General features: G+C 72.5%; 22 protein-coding genes. 9 read left to right on the forward strand and 13 right to left on the reverse strand.

The features are described 5' to 3' along the window. Positions 1-46 precede the first annotated feature (46 nt). The 5 genes from IE180_RS21720 to IE180_RS21740 all read right to left on the reverse strand — a co-directional run bounded on the left by IE180_RS21720 (position 47) and on the right by IE180_RS21740 (position 4,570). Positions 47-1,336 carry a DUF6986 family protein gene (locus IE180_RS21720; protein ID WP_190158589.1) on the reverse strand — a complete coding sequence of 430 codons (1,290 nt, stop codon included), beginning with the start codon at positions 1,334-1,336 and terminating at the stop codon, positions 47-49. A gap of 156 nt (positions 1,337-1,492) precedes the next feature. Continuing rightward, complete coding sequence (locus IE180_RS21725) at positions 1,493-2,455, reverse strand: electron transfer flavoprotein subunit alpha/FixB family protein (protein WP_190158590.1); 963 nt, start codon at positions 2,453-2,455, stop codon at positions 1,493-1,495. 63 nt (positions 2,456-2,518) lie between these two features. Beyond that, the gene (locus IE180_RS21730) at positions 2,519-3,304 is read right to left on the reverse strand and encodes an electron transfer flavoprotein subunit beta/FixA family protein (protein WP_190158591.1); all 786 of its coding nucleotides are present in this window, start codon (positions 3,302-3,304) and stop codon (positions 2,519-2,521) included. A gap of 199 nt (positions 3,305-3,503) precedes the next feature. Beyond that, a complete protein-coding gene (locus IE180_RS21735; RefSeq protein ID WP_190158592.1) occupies positions 3,504-4,028 on the reverse strand; it encodes a flavin reductase family protein in 525 nt (174 codons plus the stop codon). Between the two features lie 230 nt (positions 4,029-4,258). Beyond that, entirely contained in the window at positions 4,259-4,570 is a 312-nt protein-coding gene (locus IE180_RS21740; RefSeq protein ID WP_190158593.1) for a TlpA family protein disulfide reductase, read from the reverse strand. Positions 4,571-4,794: 224 nt separating this feature from the next. On the opposite strand from IE180_RS21740, the gene IE180_RS21745 reads away from it, so the two are divergent. Beyond that, positions 4,795-5,517 carry a lysophospholipid acyltransferase family protein gene (locus IE180_RS21745; protein WP_190158594.1) on the forward strand — a complete coding sequence of 241 codons (723 nt, stop codon included), beginning with the start codon at positions 4,795-4,797 and terminating at the stop codon, positions 5,515-5,517. A gap of 25 nt (positions 5,518-5,542) precedes the next feature. Here the strand turns inward: IE180_RS21745 and IE180_RS21750 are convergent, their stop codons facing one another. The 5 genes from IE180_RS21750 to IE180_RS21770 all read right to left on the reverse strand — a co-directional run bounded on the left by IE180_RS21750 (position 5,543) and on the right by IE180_RS21770 (position 10,215). Next, on the reverse strand, positions 5,543-6,142 hold the full coding sequence (locus IE180_RS21750) for a transglutaminase-like domain-containing protein (protein ID WP_190158595.1): 600 nt from the start codon (positions 6,140-6,142) through the stop codon (positions 5,543-5,545). A gap of 87 nt (positions 6,143-6,229) precedes the next feature. Continuing rightward, entirely contained in the window at positions 6,230-7,309 is a 1,080-nt protein-coding gene (locus IE180_RS21755; protein ID WP_190158596.1) for a threonine aldolase family protein, read from the reverse strand. After that, positions 7,306-8,067: an SDR family oxidoreductase gene (locus IE180_RS21760; protein ID WP_190158766.1), complete on the reverse strand. Its 762-nt coding sequence runs from the start codon at positions 8,065-8,067 to the stop codon at positions 7,306-7,308. Before IE180_RS21760 ends, IE180_RS21755 begins: the two co-directional genes overlap by 4 nt. A 32-nt stretch (positions 8,068-8,099) precedes the next feature. Further along, positions 8,100-9,506, reverse strand: a complete 1,407-nt coding sequence (locus IE180_RS21765) for a DUF6421 family protein (RefSeq protein WP_190158597.1) — start codon at positions 9,504-9,506, stop codon at positions 8,100-8,102. Between the two features lie 157 nt (positions 9,507-9,663). Next, complete coding sequence (locus IE180_RS21770) at positions 9,664-10,215, reverse strand: GNAT family N-acetyltransferase (protein ID WP_190158598.1); 552 nt, start codon at positions 10,213-10,215, stop codon at positions 9,664-9,666. A gap of 171 nt (positions 10,216-10,386) precedes the next feature. Here IE180_RS21770 and IE180_RS21775 point away from each other — a divergent pair, with 171 nt between their 5' ends. The 4 genes from IE180_RS21775 (at position 10,387) to IE180_RS21790 (ending at position 13,707) form a co-directional block, all read left to right on the forward strand. After that, positions 10,387-11,046 (forward strand): DUF5134 domain-containing protein, encoded by a 660-nt coding sequence (locus IE180_RS21775; protein WP_190158599.1) that lies wholly within the window; start codon positions 10,387-10,389, stop codon positions 11,044-11,046. 126 nt (positions 11,047-11,172) lie between these two features. Beyond that, the gene (locus IE180_RS21780; protein ID WP_190158600.1) at positions 11,173-12,108 is read left to right on the forward strand and encodes a M56 family metallopeptidase; all 936 of its coding nucleotides are present in this window, start codon (positions 11,173-11,175) and stop codon (positions 12,106-12,108) included. Positions 12,109-12,207: 99 nt separating this feature from the next. Next, positions 12,208-12,906, forward strand: a complete 699-nt coding sequence (locus IE180_RS21785) for a phosphatase PAP2 family protein (RefSeq protein WP_190158601.1) — start codon at positions 12,208-12,210, stop codon at positions 12,904-12,906. A 129-nt stretch (positions 12,907-13,035) separates the two neighbouring features. Beyond that, on the forward strand, positions 13,036-13,707 hold the full coding sequence (locus IE180_RS21790; protein WP_190158602.1) for a TetR/AcrR family transcriptional regulator: 672 nt from the start codon (positions 13,036-13,038) through the stop codon (positions 13,705-13,707). Here IE180_RS21790 and IE180_RS21795 read toward each other — a convergent pair. Beyond that, positions 13,686-15,224: an LVIVD repeat-containing protein gene (locus tag IE180_RS21795; RefSeq protein WP_190158603.1), complete on the reverse strand. Its 1,539-nt coding sequence runs from the start codon at positions 15,222-15,224 to the stop codon at positions 13,686-13,688. The two genes, IE180_RS21790 and IE180_RS21795, sit on opposite strands and share 22 nt — an antisense overlap. A gap of 176 nt (positions 15,225-15,400) precedes the next feature. Between IE180_RS21795 and IE180_RS21800 the strand changes: the two genes are divergently transcribed. Continuing rightward, positions 15,401-16,051, forward strand: coding sequence for a DUF305 domain-containing protein (locus tag IE180_RS21800; RefSeq protein WP_373302807.1), 651 nt, complete (start codon positions 15,401-15,403; stop codon positions 16,049-16,051). A gap of 129 nt (positions 16,052-16,180) precedes the next feature. Here the strand turns inward: IE180_RS21800 and IE180_RS21805 are convergent, their stop codons facing one another. Beyond that, on the reverse strand, positions 16,181-16,573 hold the full coding sequence (locus IE180_RS21805; protein WP_190158604.1) for an ArsR/SmtB family transcription factor: 393 nt from the start codon (positions 16,571-16,573) through the stop codon (positions 16,181-16,183). Positions 16,574-16,696: 123 nt separating this feature from the next. Between IE180_RS21805 and IE180_RS21810 the strand changes: the two genes are divergently transcribed. Then, positions 16,697-17,776: an NADH:flavin oxidoreductase/NADH oxidase gene (locus tag IE180_RS21810; RefSeq protein WP_190158605.1), complete on the forward strand. Its 1,080-nt coding sequence runs from the start codon at positions 16,697-16,699 to the stop codon at positions 17,774-17,776. A 96-nt stretch (positions 17,777-17,872) separates the two neighbouring features. Next, positions 17,873-18,955, forward strand: coding sequence for a WD40/YVTN/BNR-like repeat-containing protein (locus IE180_RS21815; RefSeq protein ID WP_190158606.1), 1,083 nt, complete (start codon positions 17,873-17,875; stop codon positions 18,953-18,955). Positions 18,956-19,057: 102 nt separating this feature from the next. Here IE180_RS21815 and IE180_RS21820 read toward each other — a convergent pair whose 3' ends face one another. Continuing rightward, positions 19,058-19,735, reverse strand: coding sequence for a uracil-DNA glycosylase (locus IE180_RS21820; protein ID WP_190158607.1), 678 nt, complete (start codon positions 19,733-19,735; stop codon positions 19,058-19,060). 147 nt (positions 19,736-19,882) lie between these two features. Here IE180_RS21820 and IE180_RS21825 point away from each other — a divergent pair, with 147 nt between their 5' ends. After that, the gene (locus IE180_RS21825) at positions 19,883-20,869 is read left to right on the forward strand and encodes an N-acetylglucosamine kinase (protein ID WP_190158608.1); all 987 of its coding nucleotides are present in this window, start codon (positions 19,883-19,885) and stop codon (positions 20,867-20,869) included. Positions 20,870-20,891 lie beyond the last annotated feature (22 nt).

Genomic DNA, 20,891 nt, shown 5'->3' on the forward strand with positions numbered 1-20,891 from the left:
CGCGTACAGGGTACGGGGCGGCGGTCGACCGCCCGGGGGCGACCGGTTACTGGGCGGTCGCCGTCAGGTCGCCCCGGCGGGGGGCGGCGAAGCGCTCGACGTCGGCGCGGGTCATGCCGGTGAGGGCGTCGACCTCGGCGGTGTCGAGGGCGCCGCACTGGAGGCCGCGCAGCAGGTAGGAGGAGAGGGCCTTGGCGGTGGCGGGCTCGTCCATGACGTCGCCGCCAGCGTGGTTGGCGTAGGCGGAGAGGCGCTTGGCCGCGGTCTCGAAGCCCTCGCGGTAGAAGGCGAAGACGGCGGCGTAGCGGGTGGGGATGTGGCCGGGGTGCATGTCCCAGCCCTGGTAGTAGGCGCGGGAGAGGGCGCGGCGGGTGAGGCCGTAGTGCAGGCGCCAGGCCTCGTGGACGTGCGCGGTGGGGCCGACGGGGAGGACGTTGGTGGAGCCGTCGGAGACGCGGACGCCGGTGCCGGCGGCGGCGACCTGCATGATCGCCTTGGCGTGGTCGGCGGCCGGGTGGTCGCTGGCCTGGTGGGCGGCGGAGACGCCGAGGCAGGCGCTGTAGTCGAAGGTGCCGTAGTGCAGTCCGGTGGCGCGGCCCTCGGCGGCGCCGATCATGCGGGCGACGGTGGCGGTGCCGTCGGCGGCGAGGATGGCCTGGCTGGTCTCGATCTGGATCTCGAAGCCGAGGCGGCCGGCGTCGAGGCCGTGGGCCTCCTCGAAGGACTCCAGGAGGCGGACGAAGGCGGAGACCTGCTCGGGGTAGGTGACCTTGGGGAGGGTGAGGACGAGGCCGTCGGGGAGGCCGCCGTTCTCCAGGAGGCCGGTGAGGAAGACGTCGGTGGTGCGGATGCCCCGGTCGCGTACGGCGGCCTCCATGCACTTCATCCGGATGCCCATGTACGGGGCGGCGGTCCCCTTCGCGTACGCCTCGGAGATCAGGCGGGCGGCCCGGGCGGCGTCCTGGTCCTCGTCCCGGCCCGCGTAGCCGTCCTCGAAGTCGACGCGGAGGTCCTCGACGGGCTCGCGCTCCAGCTTGGCGCGCACGCGGCTGTAGACGTCCTCGGCGAGGTCGTCGGAGAGGCCGAGGACGGCGGCGAAGGAGGCGGCGTCGGGGGCGTGCTCGTCGAGGGCGGCGAGGGCCTGGTCGCCCCAGGAGCGGATGGTGCCGGCGTCGAAGACGTTGCCGGGCACGTAGACGGTGTGGACGGGCTGGCGGGTGCCGGGGTCTCCCGGGTAGCGGCGGTCGAGCTCGGCGTCCACCGCTGCGAGGGAGGCGCTGATGCCCTCGCTGACCGCGCCCGCGAGGCTCGTCGACACCTTCTCCTGCTGACCCATCCTGCATCCTCCTGTTTTCCGCTGCACGGAATCAACAATCCGTATAGCGAAGTTAGTAGGCGGTCGGGACCTGCGTCAATGGTTGTCCGAAACGGCCGGGGGCCGCACGGCGACAGATCGCCGTGCGGCCCCCGGGACCGACAGAACCGCAGGTCATCAGCCCTTGCGGGACTTGACCTCTTCGGTGAGCTGCGGGACGACGTCGAAGAGGTCGCCCACGACGCCGTAGTCGACGAGGTCGAAGATCGGCGCCTCGGCGTCCTTGTTGATGGCGACGATGGTCTTCGAGGTCTGCATGCCCGCGCGGTGCTGGATCGCGCCGGAGATGCCGGAGGCGATGTACAGCTGCGGCGAGACCGACTTGCCGGTCTGGCCGACCTGGTTGGAGTGCGGGTACCAGCCGGCGTCGACGGCGGCGCGCGAGGCGCCGACGGCGGCACCGAGGGAGTCGGCGAGCGCCTCGATGATCGCGAAGTTCTCGGCGCCGTTGACGCCGCGGCCGCCGGAGACCACGATCGCGGCCTCGGTCAGCTCGGGACGGCCGGTCGACTCGCGCGGGGTGCGGGAGGTGACCTTGGTGCCGGTGGCCTTCTCCGAGAAGGAGACGGTGAGCGCCTCGACGGCGCCGGCGGCCGGGGCGGCCTCCACGGGGGCCGAGTTCGGCTTGACCGTGATGACCGGGGTGCCCCTGGAGACGCGGGACTTGGTGGTGAAGGAGGCGGCGAACGCGGACTGCGTCGCGACCGGGCCCTCGTCACCGGCCTCCAGGTCCACGGCGTCGGTGATGATGCCGGAGCCGATGCGCACCGCGAGGCGGGCGGCGATCTCCTTGCCCTCGGCGGAGGACGGGACGAGCACGGCGGCCGGGGAAACGGCCTCGTACGCGGCCTGCAGGGCCTCGACCTTGGGGACGACGAGGTAGTCGGCGAACTCGGGGGCGTCGGCGGTGAGGACCTTCACCGCACCGTGCTCGCCGAGGACGGCGGCGGTGTCGGCGGCGCCGTTGCCGAGGGCGACGGCGACCGGGTCGCCGATGCGGCGGGCGAGGGTCAGCAGCTCCAGGGTGGGCTTGCGGACGGCTCCGTCGACGTGGTCGACGTAGACGAGAATCTCAGCCATGGGACTTCAATCTCCTGCGAACGAAAAGGGGGCGGACTTCAGCGGCTCGCGCGAGCCCAGCGGCTAGATGAACTTCTGGCTCGCGAGGTACTCGGCCAGCTGCTTGCCGCCCTCGCCCTCGTCCTTGACGATCGTGCCGGCGGTGCGGGCCGGACGCTCGGCGGCGGAGTCGACCGCGGTCCACGCGCCCTCCAGGCCGACCTCCTCGGCCTCGATGTCGAGGTCGGAGAGGTCCAGGGACTCCACCGGCTTCTTCTTGGCGGCCATGATGCCCTTGAAGGACGGGTAGCGGGCCTCGCCCGACTGGTCCGTCACGGAGACGACGGCCGGAAGCGAGGCCTCCAGCTGCTCGGAGGCGGCGTCGCCGTCACGACGGCCGGTCACCACACCGCCCTCGATCTTCACCTCGGAGAGCAGGGTGACCTGCGGGACGCCCAGGCGCTCGGCCAGGATCGCCGGGAGGACGCCCATGGTGCCGTCGGTGGAGGCCATGCCGGCGATGACGACGTCGTAGCCGACCTTCTCGATCGCCTTGGCGAGCACCAGCGAGGTGCCCATCACGTCGGTGCCGTGCAGGTCGTCGTCCTCGACGTGGACGGCCTTGTCGGCACCCATCGACAGCGCCTTGCGCAGCGCGTCCTTGGCGTCCTCGGGGCCGACCGTGAGCACGGTGACCTCGGCCTCGTCGGCCTCTTCGGCGATCTGCAGCGCCTGCTCGACCGCGTACTCGTCGAGCTCCGACAGCAGGCCGTCGACGTCGTCGCGGTCGACCGTCAGGTCGTCCGCGAACTTACGGTCGCCGGTGGCGTCGGGCACGTACTTCACACAGACAACGATCCTCAAGCTCACGCCGGCTCTCCTACTGCATCGTCATAACTGGGCTGCCTTGTTGCTCGCAGCATAGGCGCCTGAAGGGCGGGTTTCCGGTCGGGGCGCCGGACGCCCCGACCGGAATATTACTCGTCAGTACACCCAGTCCGTTACCGGTGAGCAAGCGCTCAGGCATGTGACCTTGCCAACGCGCGGAGAGCGGCGCGCGGGGGAACTCTCAGTCGCGCAGCGCGTTGAAGCGGCCGTGGTGGTAGAGCAGCGGCCGGCCCGCACCGTCCGGGTCCCCGGCGACCGCCTGCGCGATGACGATCCGGTGGTCCCCGGCGGGCACGCGGGCCACCACCCGGCAGACGAGCCAGGCGAGGACGCCGTCGAGGACCGGCACGCCCTCGGGGCCGACGCTCCAGCGGGTCCCCTCGCCGAAGCGGTCGGCGCCGCTGCGCGCGAAGGTGGCCGCGAGCTCCTGCTGGTGCTCGCCGAGTATGTGGACGCCGATGAACTCGGCCTCGGAGACCACGGGCCAGCTGGAGGAGCCCGTGCCCACCCCGAAGGAGACCAGCGGGGGGTCGGCGGCGACGGAGTTGAGCGAGGTGGCGGTGAAACCGACGGGCCGCTCACCGTGCGCGGTGATGACCGCGACGCCGGCCGCGTGCCGCCGGAAGACCGAGCGGAGCAGCTCGGGGGAGGCCTGTCGGGGTGCGCCGATCGTGGGAACGGTGCGGAGCTCGGGCGAAACCGTCATGGAGCTGTCCTTCTGCGAGGGCGTCATGAGAGGGGTCCTGGGGTGGTCAGACACCCGGACAGCGCGCACTCGCGTTGCGGGCCAGGTCCACGTGGGCCCGGCCGTAGAGAAGGAGTTCCATGGGCACTCCGTCAGGGTGACGATCGGTGGAGGGTGCAGTCAAGTGCGTACCGGGATGTGGGAGAAGTGTCACGACGTCAGACGATCCGGTCCGGGGCGGTGTCGCGGCGTCAGACGGCCCGGCCGAGAGCGGCGATGACGTCCGCCCTGCGGGGCTGTCCGGCGGCCCTGCGGACGACGCGTCCGGCGGCGTCGAGGACGAGGACGGTGGGGGTGCGGGCGATGCCGAGTTCGCGCACGAGGTCGAGGCGCTCCTCGGCGTCGATCTCCACGTGTTCCACGCCCGGCACCATGGCGGCGACCTCGGCGAGGGTGCGGCGGGTGGCGCGGCAGGGCTGGCAGAAGGCCGTCGAGAACTGGACGAGGGTGGCCCTCTCCCCCAGTGCGGCGCCGAGCGCCTCCGGCCCCAGGACCTCGGTCATCCCACTCCCCTTCGCTTCTCCCGTTCCCCGGATGCAGCGTCGCACGGGGCCGATCGATTCCCGCCACGACCACCGCGAGTGACGAGAATCTCCCCGTGCGAAGCCGCCTGGACTGGTCACGAGGCCCCACATGGGGCACGATCTGCCCAAAGCCGAAAACCTACGGCCGCGTAACTTCGCCGGGAGAACCCGCTCCGGGCGCACGAAGAAGAGGTTCCTCACCGATGGCAGAACTCGTCTATCGACCGGTCATCGGCGCCGCTCTGACCATGTTCAAGGCGCTCGACCTGAAGATCGACACGCAGGGTTCGGAAAACATCCCGCGGACCGGCGGGGCGGTGCTCGTGAGCAACCACATCAGCTATCTGGACTTCATCTTCACCGGCCTCGCGGCCCTCCCCCAGAAGCGCCTGGTGCGCTTCATGGCGAAGGACTCGGTCTTCAGGCACAGGGTCTCGGGGCCGCTCATGCGCGGCATGAAGCACATCCCGGTGGACCGCGCCCAGGGCGAGCACGCCTACAAGCACGCCCTGGAGTCGCTGCGGGCTGGCGAGATCATCGGCGTCTTCCCCGAGGCGACCATCTCGCAGTCCTTCACGCTGAAGGGCTTCAAGACGGGTGCGGCGCGCCTGGCGCAGGAGGCGGGCGTCCCGCTGATCCCGATGGCACTGTGGGGCACCCAGCGGCTGTGGACGAAGGGCCGGCCGCGGAACTTCAAGCGGAGCCACATCCCGGTGACCATCCGCGTCGGCGAGCCGGTCGAGGCCCCCGCCGACCAGTACGCGGGCGCGATCACGCGGCGGCTGCGCGAGCGCGTCCAGGAGCTCCTGGAGGCCGCGCAGCGCGCCTACCCGGTCCGCCCCAAGGACGCGGGCGACACCTGGTGGGTGCCCGCGCACCTGGGCGGTACGGCTCCGACGCCGGCCCAGGTCAAGGAAGCCGGCTGACGGAGCCGTCCCTCCGTCCCCGGGGTCAGAGCTCCGTGGGCAGGGTCCGGCCCAGGTGCGCGCGGTCCCGGGCGGCCTTCAGGGCGCCCAGGACGGCCGGGTGCGGCTCGGCGTACAGCTCCGGGTAGTCCACCTCGCCGAGCTCCGGCCGCACGGGCCAGGCCAGCCGTTCCTCCCCCAGGGAGAAGCGGGCGTCGACGCCCGGCTTGTTCCCCCGCGCGTCCTGGCGGGCCCAGGCGCTCTCGCCGGGCAGCAGGAGGGCGACCAGGCCGTGGACCGCCGGGTCCGAGCCGTCGTCCTCGGTGAGCCGTTGGTAGCAGAGGGCCGCGGGGATGCCCCGGGCCCGCAGCAGCGCGGCGTACGCGAAGGACTTGGCGTAGCAGATGCCGGTGCGCTGCTCCAGGACGTCGGAGGCGCGCCAGGTGACGCGGGGGTCGCCGGAGTCCATGGAGTGCGGGATGGTGTCGCGGACGTGGACGAAGGCCGCTTGGGCGTATGCGTATGCGTCGGGGTGGTCGTAGGCGAGGCGGTCTGACACTTCCCTGACGAGGGGGTGCTCATGGTCGATGGTCTCGCTCGCCGCGAGGTATGCGTCGATATCAGGGTTCTGCTGGATGAGCTCCATGCGGGATGACCTTATGAAGACGGCCGGACGGAGTCAATGACTTTCCGTCCGGCCGTATATTCATTCACACAGGTCCCGCACGCGTCGCTAGCGGGCCAGCTCTTCCTTCAGCGCCTGGAGGAAGGCGTCCACGTCGTCCTCCGTGGTGTCGAAGGAGCACATCCAGCGGACGTCGCCGGCGGCCTCGTCCCAGAAGTAGAAGCGGAAGCGTTCCTGCAGGCGCCGGGACACCTCCTGCGGGAGGCGGGCGAAGACCGCGTTGGCCTGCACGGGGTAGAGGATCTCCACCCCGTCGAGCTCGCGCACGCCGGCGGCGAGGCGCCGGGCCATCGCGTTGGCGTGGCGGGCGTTGCGCAGCCACAGGTCCTTCGAGAGGAGGGCCTCCAGCTGCACCGACACGAAGCGCATCTTCGAGGCGAGCTGCATGGACAGCTTGCGCAGGTGCTTCATGTGGCTGACCGCGTCGGGGTTGAGCACGACGACGGCCTCGCCGAAGAGCATGCCGTTCTTCGTGCCGCCGTACGAGATCACGTCCACGCCGACCGCGTTGGTGAACGCGCGCATCGGCACGTCCAGCGAGGCGGCCGCGTTGGCGATCCGGGCCCCGTCGAGGTGCACCTTCATGCCCTTGGCGTGGGCGTGCTCCACGATCGCGCGGATCTCCTCCACCGTGTAGACGGTGCCGAGCTCCGTGTTCTGGGTGATCGAGACGACCTGGGGCATCGCCCGGTGCTCGTCCTCCCAGCCCCAGGCCTGCCGGTCGATCAGCTCGGGGGTGAGCTTGCCGTCCGGGGTCGGGACGGTGAGCAGCTTGAGGCCGCCCATCCGCTCCGGCGCGCCGCCCTCGTCCACGTTGATGTGGGCCGACTCGGCGCAGATGACGGCGCCCCAGCGGTCGGTGAGCGCCTGGAGGGCCGTCACGTTCGCCCCGGTCCCGTTGAAGACCGGGAAGGCTTCGGCGGTCGGGCCGAAGTGGCTGTGCATGATCCGCTGGAGGTGCTCGGTGTACTGGTCCTCGCCGTAGGCGACCTGGTGGCCGCCGTTGGCGAGGGCGAGGGCCGCGAGGACCTCGGGGTGGGCGCCGGCGTAGTTGTCGCTGGCGAAGCCCCGGACCGACGGGTCGTGGTGACGACGCGCGTCGGTCCTGGGGCCGAGTGCCGCGGTCACGGCTTGGGGGTCAGCCACAGACGCTGTCCATTCACTTCCTGGGCGGGCTTGTCCCAGAGCCCGGCGATCTCGTCGGCCAGGTCCTTGACGTCGGTGAAGCCCGCGAACTTCGCGTTGGGGCGCTCGGCGCGCATCGCGTCGTGCACCAATGCCTTGATCACCAGGATGGCAGCCGCCGCCTGCGGGCCCTCGTCGCCCCCCAGCTTGCGGAACGAGTCGGCCATGGCGAGGGTCCAGGCCTCGGCGGCCGCCTTGCCGGCGTTGTACGCGGCGTTGTTGGCGACCGGCTTGGACGCGCCGGACTGGCTGATCAGCGCGTACCGGCCGCGTCCGCCGGCCCGCAGCAGCCCGTCGTGGAAGGCGAGCGAGGTGTGCTGGACCGTACGGACCAGGAGCTTCTCCAGGAAGTCCCAGTCCCGGAGGTCGGTCTCCGCGAAGGAGGGCGCGCCGCGCCAGCCGCCGACGAGGTGGACCAGGCCGTCGATCCGGCCGAACTCCTTCTCGGTCTTCGCCGCCCAGTCGCGCGTGGCGTCCAGGTCCAGGAGGTCGACCGTGTCGCCGACGACCTTGGCCCCGCCGTGCGCGTAGCGGGCGGCGTCGACGGCCTCCGCGAGGCGCGCCGGGTCGGCGTCGGAGGCGACGACCGTCGCGCCCGCCTCGGCGAGGCGCAGCAGCGCCGCGCGACCGGCGGGACCGGCCGCGCCGGCGACCGCGATGACGGCGCCGTCGAGCGGCCCGCCGTTTCCGTTGGCGATCATGGGCGCCTCCTCGGTGTTCTCGTCGAAGTCGCTCACGCGGCGGCCCGCTCGGTGCTCGGGACGTCGGCGGCGGTGATCCCCTTGGTGTCGGCGATCACGCCCTTCAGCTTCTTGGCGAGGGCCTCAAAGAACATGCTGAGCGGAAACTCGTCCGGAAGCACGTCGTCGACGAGCTTGCGGGGCGGCAGCGAGAGGTCGAGGGCGTCGGGACCCTTGGCCCACTTCGAGCCCGGGTGCGGGGCGAGGTAGGTGGAGACGAACTCGTACGCCTTGAACCAGTGGACCAGCTTCGGGCGGTCGATGCCCTCGCGGTAGAGGGTCTCGATCTCGGAGCAGAGGCGGTTGGTGACCTCGGGAGCGCGGTCCCAGTCGATCGTGAGGATGTTGTCCGTCCAGCGCACCACGTCGTTCTTGTGGAGGTACGCGAAGAGGAGCTGGCCGCCCAGACCGTCGTAGTTGCGGACGCGGTCGCCGGTGAGCGGGAAGCGGAACATCCGGTCGAAGAGGACGGCGTACTGCACGTCACGGCCGTGCCCGTTGCCCTCGGCCTCCAGCTTCACGGCCTCCTTGAAGGCGGTGAGGTCGCAGCGGAGCTCCTCCAGGCCGTACATCCAGAACGGCTGGCGCTGCTTGATCATGAAGGGGTCGAAGGGCAGGTCGCCGCGGCTGTGGGCGCGGTCGTGGACCAGGTCCCAGAGGGCGAAGGCCTGCTGGCAGCGCTGCTGGTCGCCGAGCATGACGGCGATGTCCTCGGGGAGCTTCACGCCGAGGGTCTCGACCGCGGCCTCGGTGACCTTGCGGAAGCGGGCGGCCTCGCGGTCGCAGAAGATGCCGCCCCAGGTGAAGCGCTCCGGGACCTCGCGGACGGCGACGGTCTCCGGGAAGAGGACGGCCGAGTTGGTGTCGTACCCGGCGGTGAAGTCCTCGAAGGTGATGCCGCAGAAGCCCGGGTTGTCGTAGCGGGTGCGCTCCAGCTCGGAGAGCCACTCCGGCCAGACCATGCGGAGCACGACGGCCTCGAAGTTGCGGTCCGGGTTGCCGTTCTGCGTGTACATCGGGAAGAGCACGAGGTGCTGGAGTCCGTCGGCGCGGCCGGCGGCCGGGTGGAACTCCATGAGGGAGTCCAGGAAGTCCGGCACGGCGAAGCCGCTCTCGACCCACTTGCGCAGGTCCGCGACGAGGGCGCGGTGGTAGGCGCCGTCGTGCGGGACGAGCGGGGAGAGCTGCTCGACGGCCGCGACCAGACGGTCCACGGTCAGCCCGACGAGCGCGCGGGCGGGGGCACCCTCCGCCTCGAAGTCGATGGAGCCGTCCGCGGACTGCCAGGGACGGATCTCCTCCACGGCATTCTTGAGCTCGGCCCAGGCCGGGTGGTCGATCACACGGGCTTCGGTGGATATCCCCCCACCGGTCACGTCCTGCACAAGAATTTCCGTCATGCCTCTTCCTCCACAGGAGAACCTTGCGTCAGGACAACGTAACCATTGACGCTTCGTTCCCACAAGGGGAGACAAGGGAAATTATCCTGCGCGACCCCCCTGACGGCAGAAGTTTTTCCTGCCGGTCAGGGTCGAAGCCGCCCTTCCGCCGGACGGATCACGTCAGCGGCTTGATCAACAGCTCGAACTCCAGGTCGTCCCGCTGGGGCAGCCCGAAGCGCTCGTCGCCGTAGGGGAAGGGGGTCATCCGGCCGGTGCGCCGGTAGCCGCGCCGCTCGTACCAGGCGATCAGCTCCTCGCGGACGGAGATCACCGTCATGTGCATCTCCCGCACGTCCCACAGCTCGCGCACCCGGCGCTCGGCCTCCGCGATGATCCGCTTGCCCAGGCCCGCGCCCTGCAGCTCCGGGCGGACCGCGAACATGCCGAAGTAGGCGACATCGCCCCGGTGCTCCAGCTGGCAGCAGGCGACCGGCTCGCCGTCCCGTTCCACGACCAGGAGCCGGCTGCCGGGAGCGGTGATGACCGCGGCCACGCCCTCGGGGTCGGTGCGCTGCCCCTGGAGGAGGTCCGCCTCCGTCGTCCAGCCGCCCCGGCTGGCGTCGCCCCGGTAGGCCGACTCCACGAGCGGGACGAGTACCGGGACGTCGTCGAGGACCGCTTCCCGGTAGCTGATCCGGCCGGTCTCCTGGGACGTGGCGGTGTCCATGTGACGGGGCTCCTCTCGGGCGCTGACGATCGGCGTGCGCGATCGCCCCGAGCCTAGCGCGCGCCTCCTTCGCTCCCCTCGTACACCTGTGCGCGCCCGTGCGCCCGCGTGCGGCGCGGGGGAGGCGGGCATTCCTCCCCGGAGGGGACGGCATCGAGGGGGAGGTGTGCCGTGCACGGACCGGCTCTGTCCGGATGGTTGCTGGTCGCGCTGTGCGCGGCGACGGGGGTGTACTGCCTGCTGCGGACGCGCGCCTGCGAGGGCGAGGAGCGGCGGGCCGCGGTCGGCGAGGCGGTGATGGGGTTCGGGATGGCGGCCATGGCGCTGCCGGCCGCGGTGCTGACCCCGCCGGCGTGGGGCTGGACGGTGTACGCGGCGGTGTTCGGCGCGGCGACGGTGCACGGCCTCCTGGCGGTCCGGCACGGCGGTCACCACCTGCACCATCTGGTGGGCTCGCTCGCCATGGTCTACATGGCGGTCGCGATGGCGGCGCCCGGCGCGGCGGGGGCGCACGCGGGGCACGTGGCGGGGACGGCGGGCGGCACACCGGTGCTCACGGGCGGGCTCCTCCTCTATTACGTGGCGTACGTGCTCCGCTCGGGGGCCCGGCTCGTTCCGGTGACGGCGACCGCCGGGAGCGGCGCGGGCGCGGCCCGGACGACTTCGGGGCGCGGTACGGGCGACTTCAGGGCGGTTTCCGGAAGAGGTGCCGACGCGGCCCGGACGACCGGTGGTGGCGGGGGGCGCGCCTGGGCGGCCCGGCCGGAGCTGGCGCACGCCTGCCGGCTCTCCATGGCACTCGCGATGCTCGCGATGCTGGTGACCCTGTGACGCCCCCCGAGGACCTCACGGGATCCGGCCCGGCGGCATCGGCTTCCGGCCAACCAAACCGTGGCGTACGTCACTTGCCGTCCGTGCCCGTATACCGGCGAGTACCGCGCTCATAGGCTGACGCCCATGTGGGTCTCCCTCGCGCTGTTCCTGCTCGGCGTCCTGACCGCCGTCGCGGCCCCCGGGCTGCTGTCCCGAGCCGACTGGGTGGAGCGAGAACCCGTGGTGGCCCTGTGGGTGTGGCAGTGCGTGGTGGCCGCGGTGCTGGTCAGCTTCGCGCTCTCCATGACGTTCAGCGCGTCCGCGGCGTGGAAGGCCGTGCGGGGGCATGTCTTCGCGGGCGCGCCGCACGCGGTGGTCGACGCGTACGAACTCGGCACGTCGGGGCCCTGGTCGGCGGCGCTCGCGGTGGTGCTGGCGGCCGGCGGCCTCTGGTCGGGGGCGATGCTGGGCCGGGAGATCGGCCGGGCCCGCGCCCGGCGGCGCCGGCGGCGCTGCGATCTGCTCGTCCGCGCGCCCCTGCTGCCCGGGGAGCGGCCGGGCAGCGAGCGGCTCGTCGTCCTGGAGGGCGAGCGGGCGGACGCCTGGTGGATGGCCGGCCCCGCACCCCAGCTGGTCATCACGACGGCGGCGCTGCGCCGGTTGAAGGGACGACAGCTGGACGCGGTCCTGGCGCACGAGCAGGGCCACGCACGGGCGCGGCACGACTGGCTGTTGCACTCCTCGGCGGCGCTGGCCGCCGGGTTCCCGGGGATCCCGGTCTTCGCCGCCTTCCGCGAGGAGATGCACCGCCTGGTGGAGCTGGCCGCCGACGACGTGGCCTCGCGCCGCTTCGGGCGGCTGACGATCGCGCTCGCGCTGGTCGAACTCAACGAGGACCGGGGCGTCTTCGGCCCCGGCCCGGCGCACGACGCCGATCTCCCGCAGCGGGTGAACCGGTTGCTCACCGCGGCCCCCCGCCTCACCGCGGGACGCCGGTTCCGGCTGACGGCGGCCGCGTCCCTGGTGCCCGTGGTCCCCGTGCTCGTGGCCTTCGTCCCGGCGCTCAGCGCGCTGGGATAGCGGCCGGTGACGGCGCGCACGGCGGACCGGGCCCCGGCGCCGACGCGCACGGGCCGCCCGAAGGGCCGTGCGGGGCGGATCGTCGGGCAGGATCGGCGCATGCGCTCCTCCGCCGTGATCTCCGGGGTCCTGGCCCTGACCCTGCTCGTGCTCGTCGCGGTGGGATGGCCGCCGCTGCTCTCCTTCGACCGTTCGATCGCCGAGGCGCTCCACCGCAGCGCCCTCGCCCACCCCGGCTTCACCCGGGTCAACCGCGTCCTGACGGACTGGGTGTGGGACCCGTGGACGATGCGTGCCCTGGCCGCGGTCGCCACGGTGGTGCTGTGGTGGCGGCGGGAGCGCCGGGCGGCCCTGTGGGTGGCGGGGACGAGCCTGCTGGCCGTCGGCTCCCAGCAGACCCTCAAGGCGGTGGTGGGGCGGGAGCGGCCGCACTGGGCCGAGCCCGTCGACTGGGCGCGGTACGCCGCCTTCCCCTCGGGGCACGCGATGACGGCGACGGTCACCTGCGGACTGCTGCTGTGGGTGCTCGCCCTGCACTGGCGGGACGGGTGGCGCGGCTGGGGCACCCTGGCGGGCGCGGCCGTCGTCTCGGTGCTCGGGGTGGGCTGGACGCGGGTCTACCTGGGCGTGCACTGGCCCTCGGACGTGGTGGAGGGCTGGCTGCTGGGCTGGTGCTGGGTGGCCACGGCGGTGCTCACGTACCGGTGGAGCGAGCGGCGCGGAGCGGCGCGCCCCTCCCCCGGCGACGACGGCGACGGCGCGGGGAGCAACGGGAGCAGAATGGGAGAAGGACGATGAAGCCGTCTGTTCTGGACGATCCCCCGTGTCGCCCAGAACAGACGGCATCCCCGGCGGTATGCCACACGGGCGTGCCGACGGGATGCGCCGAGTATATTGGCCGGCAGCCAGTCAACGCAGGAGTCCAGCATGTCCCCGCGTAGCCCATCGGTCAATGAAGAGCTTCGACGGCGGTCGCGGGAGCGGATTCTCCAAGCCACCGTGGAGCTGATCGACGCCCACGGCTACGAGGCGACCACGCTCGGCGACATCGCGGAGCGGGCCGGCACGGCACGGGGGCTGATCTCGTACTACTTCCCCGGCAAGCGGCAGCTGCTCCAGGCGGCGGTGCACCGGTTGATGCACCTCACCCTGGAGGAGGCGCTGGAACGGGAGCCGCGCACGGAGGACGGCCGCGAGCGGCTGGCCCGCGCGATCGACGCGATCCTGGGGCTCGCGGTGACCCGGCCCACGCTGATGCGGACCCACATGGCGGTCATCCTGCAGGCCGAGGGCTTCGTGCAGTGCCAGGAGCAGCAGCGGCTGGCCTTCCTGCTGCGGGACACGATCGCGCGGTACGGCTCGACGGACGTGGAGACGGACTATCCGCTGCTGCGCGCCCTGCTGATGGGCTCGGTGGTGGCGGTGCTGCTGCCGGGGGCCCCGATGCCGCTGGCGCGCCTGCGGTCGGAGCTGTTCCAGCGGTACGGGCTGGACTGGGAGGCGGGGGCGCCGCCGGACGGGGGCCCGTCCGGCGGCGCCCCGGGGCTCGGGCCGTCAGCCGGCCGTCCTGCCGCCGGTCAGTCGTCGAGGTCGAAGTAGTCCGGCTGGGTCTGGACGTTGAGCCGGTCCATCCGGATCCGCTTCGCCGGGTCCGTACGACGGTCGGAGAGCTTCAGGACGTCGAAGCCCTTCGCGATGTCGTTCGAGTAGATGTGGCCGTTGTAGTAGTACGCGGACCACGAGCCGCCCGTCGCCATGGTGGTGGTGGACAGCGGGCCGCGCTCGAAGTAGGCGATCTCCTTCGGGGCGGAGGAGTCGGTGAAGTCCCAGACGGAGACGCCGCCCTGGTACCAGGCCTGGACCATGAGGTCCTTGCCCTTGACCGGGATCAGCGAACCGTTGTGGGCGACGCAGTTCTCGGTGTCGGCCTGGTGGCGCGGGATCTTGAAGTAGCTGCGGAAGACGAGCTTGCGCGCGTCGCCCTTGCCGACGATGTCGTAGATGCCGTCGGCGCCGCGGTTCGGGCCGACCTGTGCGTTGCAGGTGGCGGCGCCGCCGCCGCCGAGCTCGTCGGTGAAGACGACCTTGTTCGCCTTCTGGTTGAAGGTCGCGGAGTGCCAGAACGCGAAGTTGACGTTGTCCTGGACCTGGTCGATGACCCGCGGGTGCTCGGGGTCCTTGATGTCGAAGAGGATGCCGTCACCCATGCAGGCGCCGGCCGCGAGGTTCTCGCTCGGCAGGACGGTGATGTCGTGGCAGCCGGTGGTCTTGGAGACGCCCGGGTTGGTGGGCGCGCCCGGGTTGCCGCCGCCGTCCGGCCCCTCGCCGGGGAAGAGGACGGGGAAGTTGACGACCGCCGCCTGCTCGGGCGCCTTGCGGGGCACCTTGATGACGGAGATGCCGTCGTGCGGGGGCTGGCAGTCCGGGAAGGCGGCGTTGGGCGAGTAGGAGGAGACGTAGATGTACACGTTCCTGCCCTTGGGCAGGATCGTGTGGGTGTGGGATCCGCAGTTGGTCTCGACGGCGGCGACGTACTTCGGGTCGGCGATGTCGCTGATGTCGAAGATCTTCATGCCCTCCCAGGACTCCTTGACCGAGGCGGGCTGCGTCGTGCTGGCGCACGAGTTGTCGCTCCGGGAGGAGTCGGTGGAGAGGAAGAGCAGGTTCCCGGAGACGGAGACGTCGTTCTGGGAGCCCGGGCAGAGGACCTGCGCGACGGTCTTCGGGTCCTTCGGATCGCTGATGTCGAAGATCCGGAAGCCGTCGTAGTTGCCGGCGAAGGCGTACTTGCCCTGGAAGGCGAGGTCCGAGTTGAGGCCCTTGAGGGCGTCCTTGGGGACGTTCGCGAGGTGCTCGACGTTCTGGCTGTGGACGATCTCGTCCACGCCGGGTATCTCGCCGCTCCGGATGGCGGAGCGCGCCTCGGCGGCCTGCTGCGAGGAGACCGTGCCCTGCGCGGGGCCGGCGTCTCCGGGGTCGGGGGTGGCGGCCGCGGGGCCTGCCGCGAGCAGTGTGGCCAGCAGCCCTGCGGCGGCGGATGCCACACCCAGGCGTCTGGACCGGGCACGCGGATCGCGTGTGTCGGACGTGGTACGCGGGGTACGCAACGAAGTCACTCCGTCCTCCCTGGTGACCGTTCAGCTTTGAACGGGTGCTGCACCCCGGCAGTATCTTCCGTGTCGTGCTCATATCAACAGATGGCAACACAGCCGTCATGAAGGTTTTCGATCGGCCCCTCCGAGAAAAGTGCTAGGAACGGTCACCGTCCCCGCAAGAGCCCCTGGAGGTCGCGTTGTTGATCAGCCGTCAGCGTGCCGTCGTCACCGCGGCCCTGTCCGCCGTCGCCGTACTCGCCCTGGGCGCCTGCGACGCGGCCCCCGACCAGGGCGCACCGCGGGCGGGGGCCCCGGCCGGCCCCGCGGTGGTGGCACCGGGGAGGCCCGGGGAGCCGGCCCGGCGGATATCTCCCGAGGAGGCCGCGCGGCTACTGCCCGACGAGAGCCCGAACGGCGCGGACTTCCGCTACGTGCAGATGATGACCGTGCACCACCGGCAGGCCCTGACGATGACGGCGCTGGTGCCGGGACGGGCGTCCTCGCCCCAGGTGAGGAAGGTGGCCGAGCGGATCGCGGCGGCGCAGCGGCCGGAGATCGACGCGATGGAAGGTTGGCTGAAAAACAACGGCGGTCCGCGCGAGCAGGGCGCCCACGACCACCATTCGATGCCGGGCATGGCGACCGAGGCCCAGCTGGAGGAGCTGCGGGGAGCGAAGGGCAAGGCCTTCGACGAACTCTTCCTGAAGCTGATGATCGCGCACCACGAGGGGGCCGTGACGATGGCCGCCGAGGTGCTGGGCGAGGGGAACAACGTCCTCGTGGAGGAGATGGCGAACGACGTGATCGCCCAGCAGACCGCGGAGATCGACCGGATGCGGTCCCTGTAGACGCGCCGGGAGGGGAGGGAGGGGCCGGACGTCGGCCGCCCCCTCCTCGCCCCGCCCGGGCCCGGCCGTCAGGCCGTCGCCCTTCCGGGCGCGGTCGTCGGTCGTTCGCGTCCCGCCCGGGGCCGGCCGTCAGGCCGGCTCCCCCTCGGGGCCACCCGGGCCCGGCCGTCGGGCGCCCTCCTCCTCGCGCACCGCCTGGGCGCCCGCGGCGGCCAGGACGGAGTCGAGGAGACCGGGGAAGAGGGCGTCGAGGTCGCTCCTGCGCAGGCAGTTGAGCTTGGTCGTGCCCTGGTACGTCTGCTGGATGACGCCGCTCTCGCGGAGCACCCGGAAGTGGTGCGTGGTCGTGGACTTGGTGACCGGGAGGTCGAAGTACGAGCAGCTGAGTTCGGTCTCCTCGCGCGCCAGTTCCCGCACGATCCGCAGGCGCACGGCGTCCGAGAGGGCGTGCAGCACCTCTTCGAGGCGGATCCGGTCGCGCGTGGGGTGTTCGAGGACGCGCGGGGTGGTGGTGGTCGTCATGGCGGCGGCTCCGCTTCATCCGGGATGCGCCCCATTGTACGAGGACCCTCGTAGTTTGACAGGTGTCGTACTACGATGCGTATCGTACGAGCACCTTCGAGGCATCCCGAAACGGAGTCCGTCATGAGCGTCGCCCTGTTCGAGCCGTACACCCTGCGTTCCCTGACCGTGCCCAACCGGGTCTGGATGGCGCCCATGTGCCAGTACTCGGCGGAGACGAGCGGACCGAACGCGGGCGTGGCCGGCGACTGGCACTTCGCCCACTACGCGGCCCGCGCCACCGGCGGCGCCGGACTGATCCTCGTCGAGGCGACCGCCGTCTCCCCCGAGGGCCGCATCAGCCCGGCGGACCTCGGCCTCTGGAACGACACCCAGGTCGAAGGACTGCGGCGCATCTCCGGCTTCCTCAAGGAGCACGGCACCGTGCCCGGCATCCAGATCGGACACGCCGGACGCAAGGCCTCCACCGACCGCCCCTGGGTGGGCCGCGGCCCGGTCGGGCCGGACGAGGGCTGGCAGCCCGTCGGCCCCAGCCCGGTCGAGTTCGCCGAGGGCCACCCCGTGCCGACCGAACTGACCGTGGAGCGCATCCGGGAGATCACCGGACAGTTCGCGGACGCCGCCCGGCGCGCCCTGGCCGCCGGGTTCGAGGTCCTGGAGGTGCACGGAGCCCACGGCTACCTCATCGGCGAGTTCCTCTCCCCGCACAGCAACCACCGCACGGACGCCTACGGCGGCTCGTTCGAGAACCGCACCCGCCTCGCCCTGGAGGTCGTCGACGCCGTGCGCGCCGTCTGGCCCGAGGAACTGCCCCTCCTCTTCCGGATCTCCGCCACCGACTGGCTGGAGGAGCGGGGCTGGACGGTCGACGAGACCGTCCGCTTCGCCGCCCTGCTGCGCGGGCACGGCGTCGACCTCCTCGACGTCTCCAGCGGCGGCAACGGCGGACCGGCCGAGATCCCGGTGGGCCCCGGCTACCAGGTGCCCTTCGCCGCCCGCGTCAAGGCCGAGACCGGGCTGCCCGTCGCCGCCGTCGGCCTGATCACCGAGAGCGAGCAGGCCGAGAAGATCCTCGCCGACGGCGAGGCCGACGCGGTCCTCCTCGGCCGCGAGCTGCTGCGCGACGCCTCCTGGCCGCGCCGCGCCGCCCGCGAGCTGGGGGCGCGGACCCCCGCGCCGCCGCAGTACGCCTGGGCGATCTGACCGCCGGCCGGGCCGGGAGTGTCTCCGGGGGCGTTGTCAGTGGCCGGGTGCAGACTGGCCCGCATCAGTGACAACGACGTCCTGGAGGTGGCAGCCATGCCCGACGTACTCCTCACCGTAGGCACCCGCAAGGGCCTCTTCATCGGCCGGAGGCACGACGGACGATGGGAGTTCGACGATCCCGGCTTCCCCGCGCAGGCGGTCTACTCGGTCGCCATCGACACCCGGCGGCCGACCCCGCGCCTGCTCGCCGGCGGTGACAGCGCGCACTGGGGCCCCTCCGTCTTCCACTCCGACGACCTCGGCAGGACCTGGACCGAACCGGCCCGCCCCGCGGTGAGGTTCCCCGAGGACACGGGGGCTTCCCTGGAGCGGGTCTGGCAGCTGCACCCGGCACCGCGGCACTCCCCCGACGTCGTGTACGCGGGGACCGAGCCCGCCGCGCTCTTCCGGTCGGCGGACGGCGGCGAGTCCTTCGAGCTCGTCCGCCCGCTCTGGGAGCACCCGACCCGCTCGAAGTGGGTGCCCGGCGGAGGCGGCGAGGCCGTGCACACCGTCGTCACCGACGCCCGCGACCCCGAGGCACTGACGGTGGCGGTGTCGACGGCGGGGGTGTTCCGCTCGCGGGACGGCGGGGCCGCGTGGGCACCCTCCAACCACGGGGTGTCCGCCGTCTTCCTGCCCGATCCCGACCCCGAGTTCGGGCAGTGCGTCCACAAGATCGCCCAGGACGCGGGCGACGAGGACCGCCTCTACCTCCAGAACCACTGGGGGGTCTTCCGCAGCGACGACGCGGGGGCGAACTGGACCGACATCGGCTCGGGCCTCCCCTCCGACTTCGGCTTCGCGGTCGCCGCGCACCCGCACCGCCCCGGCACCGCCTACGTCTTCCCGATCACCGCCGACTCGGACCGGGTTCCGGCGGGCCGCCGCTGCCGCGTCTACCGCACGACGGACGCGGGCGGGACCTGGGAGCCGCTGAGCCGGGGACTGCCCGGGGGAGACCACTACGGCACGGTGCTGCGGGACGCGCTGTGCACGGACGACGCGGACCCGGCGGGCGTCTACTTCGGCAACCGGAACGGCGAGGTGTACGCGAGCGCCGACGACGGCGACAGCTGGCAACTCCTGGCGGAGCACCTGCCGGACGTGCTGTGCGTACGGGCGGCCGTGATCTGACGGCACCCCGCATTCCGCTGCCGGTACGACCGGAGGCGCACTGCCTCCGTCAGGCCCGCTCCGCCGATCGGGACGCCGGTCCGCCCGGCGCCCCCTCCGGGCTCAGGGCAGGCGCCAGTCCACCGGCTCGGCGCCCATGCCGACGAGCATCTCGTTCGCCCGGCTGAACGGGCGGGAGCCGAAGAAGCCCCGGTCCGCCGACATCGGGGACGGGTGCGCGGACTCGATCGCCGGCAGGTCGCCGAGGAGCGGGCGGGCGTTGCGGGCGTCGCGGCCCCACAGGATCGACACCAGGGGCTTGCCCCGGGCGGCCAGCGCGCGGATGGCCTGCTCGGTCACCTCTTCCCAGCCCTTGCCCCGGTGGGCGGCCGGCTTGCGCGGCGCCGTGGTCAGCGCCCTGTTGAGCAGCAGGACGCCCTGCCGGGTCCACGGCGTCAGATCGCCGTTCGACGGGCGGGGCAGACCGAGGTCGGTGTGCAGCTCCCGGAAGATGTTCTCCAGGCTGGGGGGCAGCGAGCGGACCTCGGGCGCGACCGAGAAGCTGAGCCCCATCGCCATCCCCGGCGTGGGATAGGGGTCCTGACCCACGATCAGGACCCGCACCTCGTCGAAGGGCTGCTGGAAGGCCCGCAGCACGTTCTGCCCGGAGGGCAGGTACGTCCGGCCCGCGGCGATCTCCGCCCGCAGGAAGTCGCCCATCGCGGCGACACGTCCCGCGACGGGGCCCAGGGCCTCCGCCCAGCCGGGCTCCACCAGTTCGTTCAAGGGTCGCGCTGTCACGGTCCGTCACTCTACCGGCCTACGCCGACAGTGCCCCGCCTCCCAGGGGGCGTCCCGCCGATCAGGCCCCGCGAGCCCGGCCTGATCGGCGGGACGCCCCCTAGACTGCCGAGCCCCTTCCGACTGCCCCCGTGAGGACGGTGTTCCGTGGTCTCCCTGAACGCACCCGCATCAGGTCTCGTCGTCGGCGTCGACTCCGGCGGGTCGGGGCTCCGCGTCGCGCTGGCCGAGGCGGCGAGCGGCACCGTCCTGGAGGCCGTCTCCTCCCGCGAGCCGGTGCGGACGGGACCGGACGGGATCTCCGCCGGCCACTTCCTGGAGCAGGTCCTGCCCGCCGTCGTCGCCCTGCGGGAACGGGCCGGCGCACGGCCGGTCGCAGCCGTGGCCGTGGGCGCCGCCGGAATGGCGACCCTCGGGGACGAGTTGAGGGCCGAACTGCCGCGCGCCTTCGAGGAGGCCTGGGGCGTGCGCCGTCTCGCGCTCGCGGCCGACGCGGTCACCGCCTACGCCGGAGCGCTCGGGCAGCGGCCGGGCGTCGTCGTCGCGGGCGGCACCGGCCTGATCGCGCTCGGCACGGATCTGACGGCCTGGCGGCGGGCGGACGGCTGGGGGCACCTCCTCGGCGACTGCGGCAGCGGCGCCTGGATCGGCCGGGCCGGACTGGAGGCGGCGATGCGCGCGCACGACGGGCGGCGCGGGGGTTCGACGCCGCTCCTGGACCGGGCCGAGAAGCTCTTCGGGCCGGCGGCCGGACTGCCGGGCCTGCTCTACCCGCGCACGGACCGGCCCGCGATGCTCGCCTCCTTCGCCCCCGAAGTGGGACGCTGCGCCGCTGCGGATCCCGTGGCGGCCGGCATCCTCGCACGGGCCGGCGCCCACATCGCCGAGGCCGCCGAGGCCGCGTGCCCGGCGGAGCCGGGCGCCCTGGTGGCCCTCACCGGCGGGCTCTTCAGGATGGGCGAGCCCCTGCTCGCACCGCTCCGGTCCGCCCTCGGGGAGTTGCTGCCGGAGGCGCGGACGACGGAGGCCGCGGGAGACCCGCTCGCCGGGGCGGTCGCCCTCGCCTCCGCGCTCGCCACCGGCACCCTGTGCCTGCCGGAAGACCCGTCGCTGCTCCGCCTGTTCGGCGCCTGAACGGTGCGGGCGGGAGCGTCGT

It is taken from the genome of Streptomyces litmocidini, from assembly GCF_014649755.1.
Taxonomy (GTDB): Bacteria; Actinomycetota; Actinomycetes; order Streptomycetales; family Streptomycetaceae; genus Streptomyces; species Streptomyces litmocidini.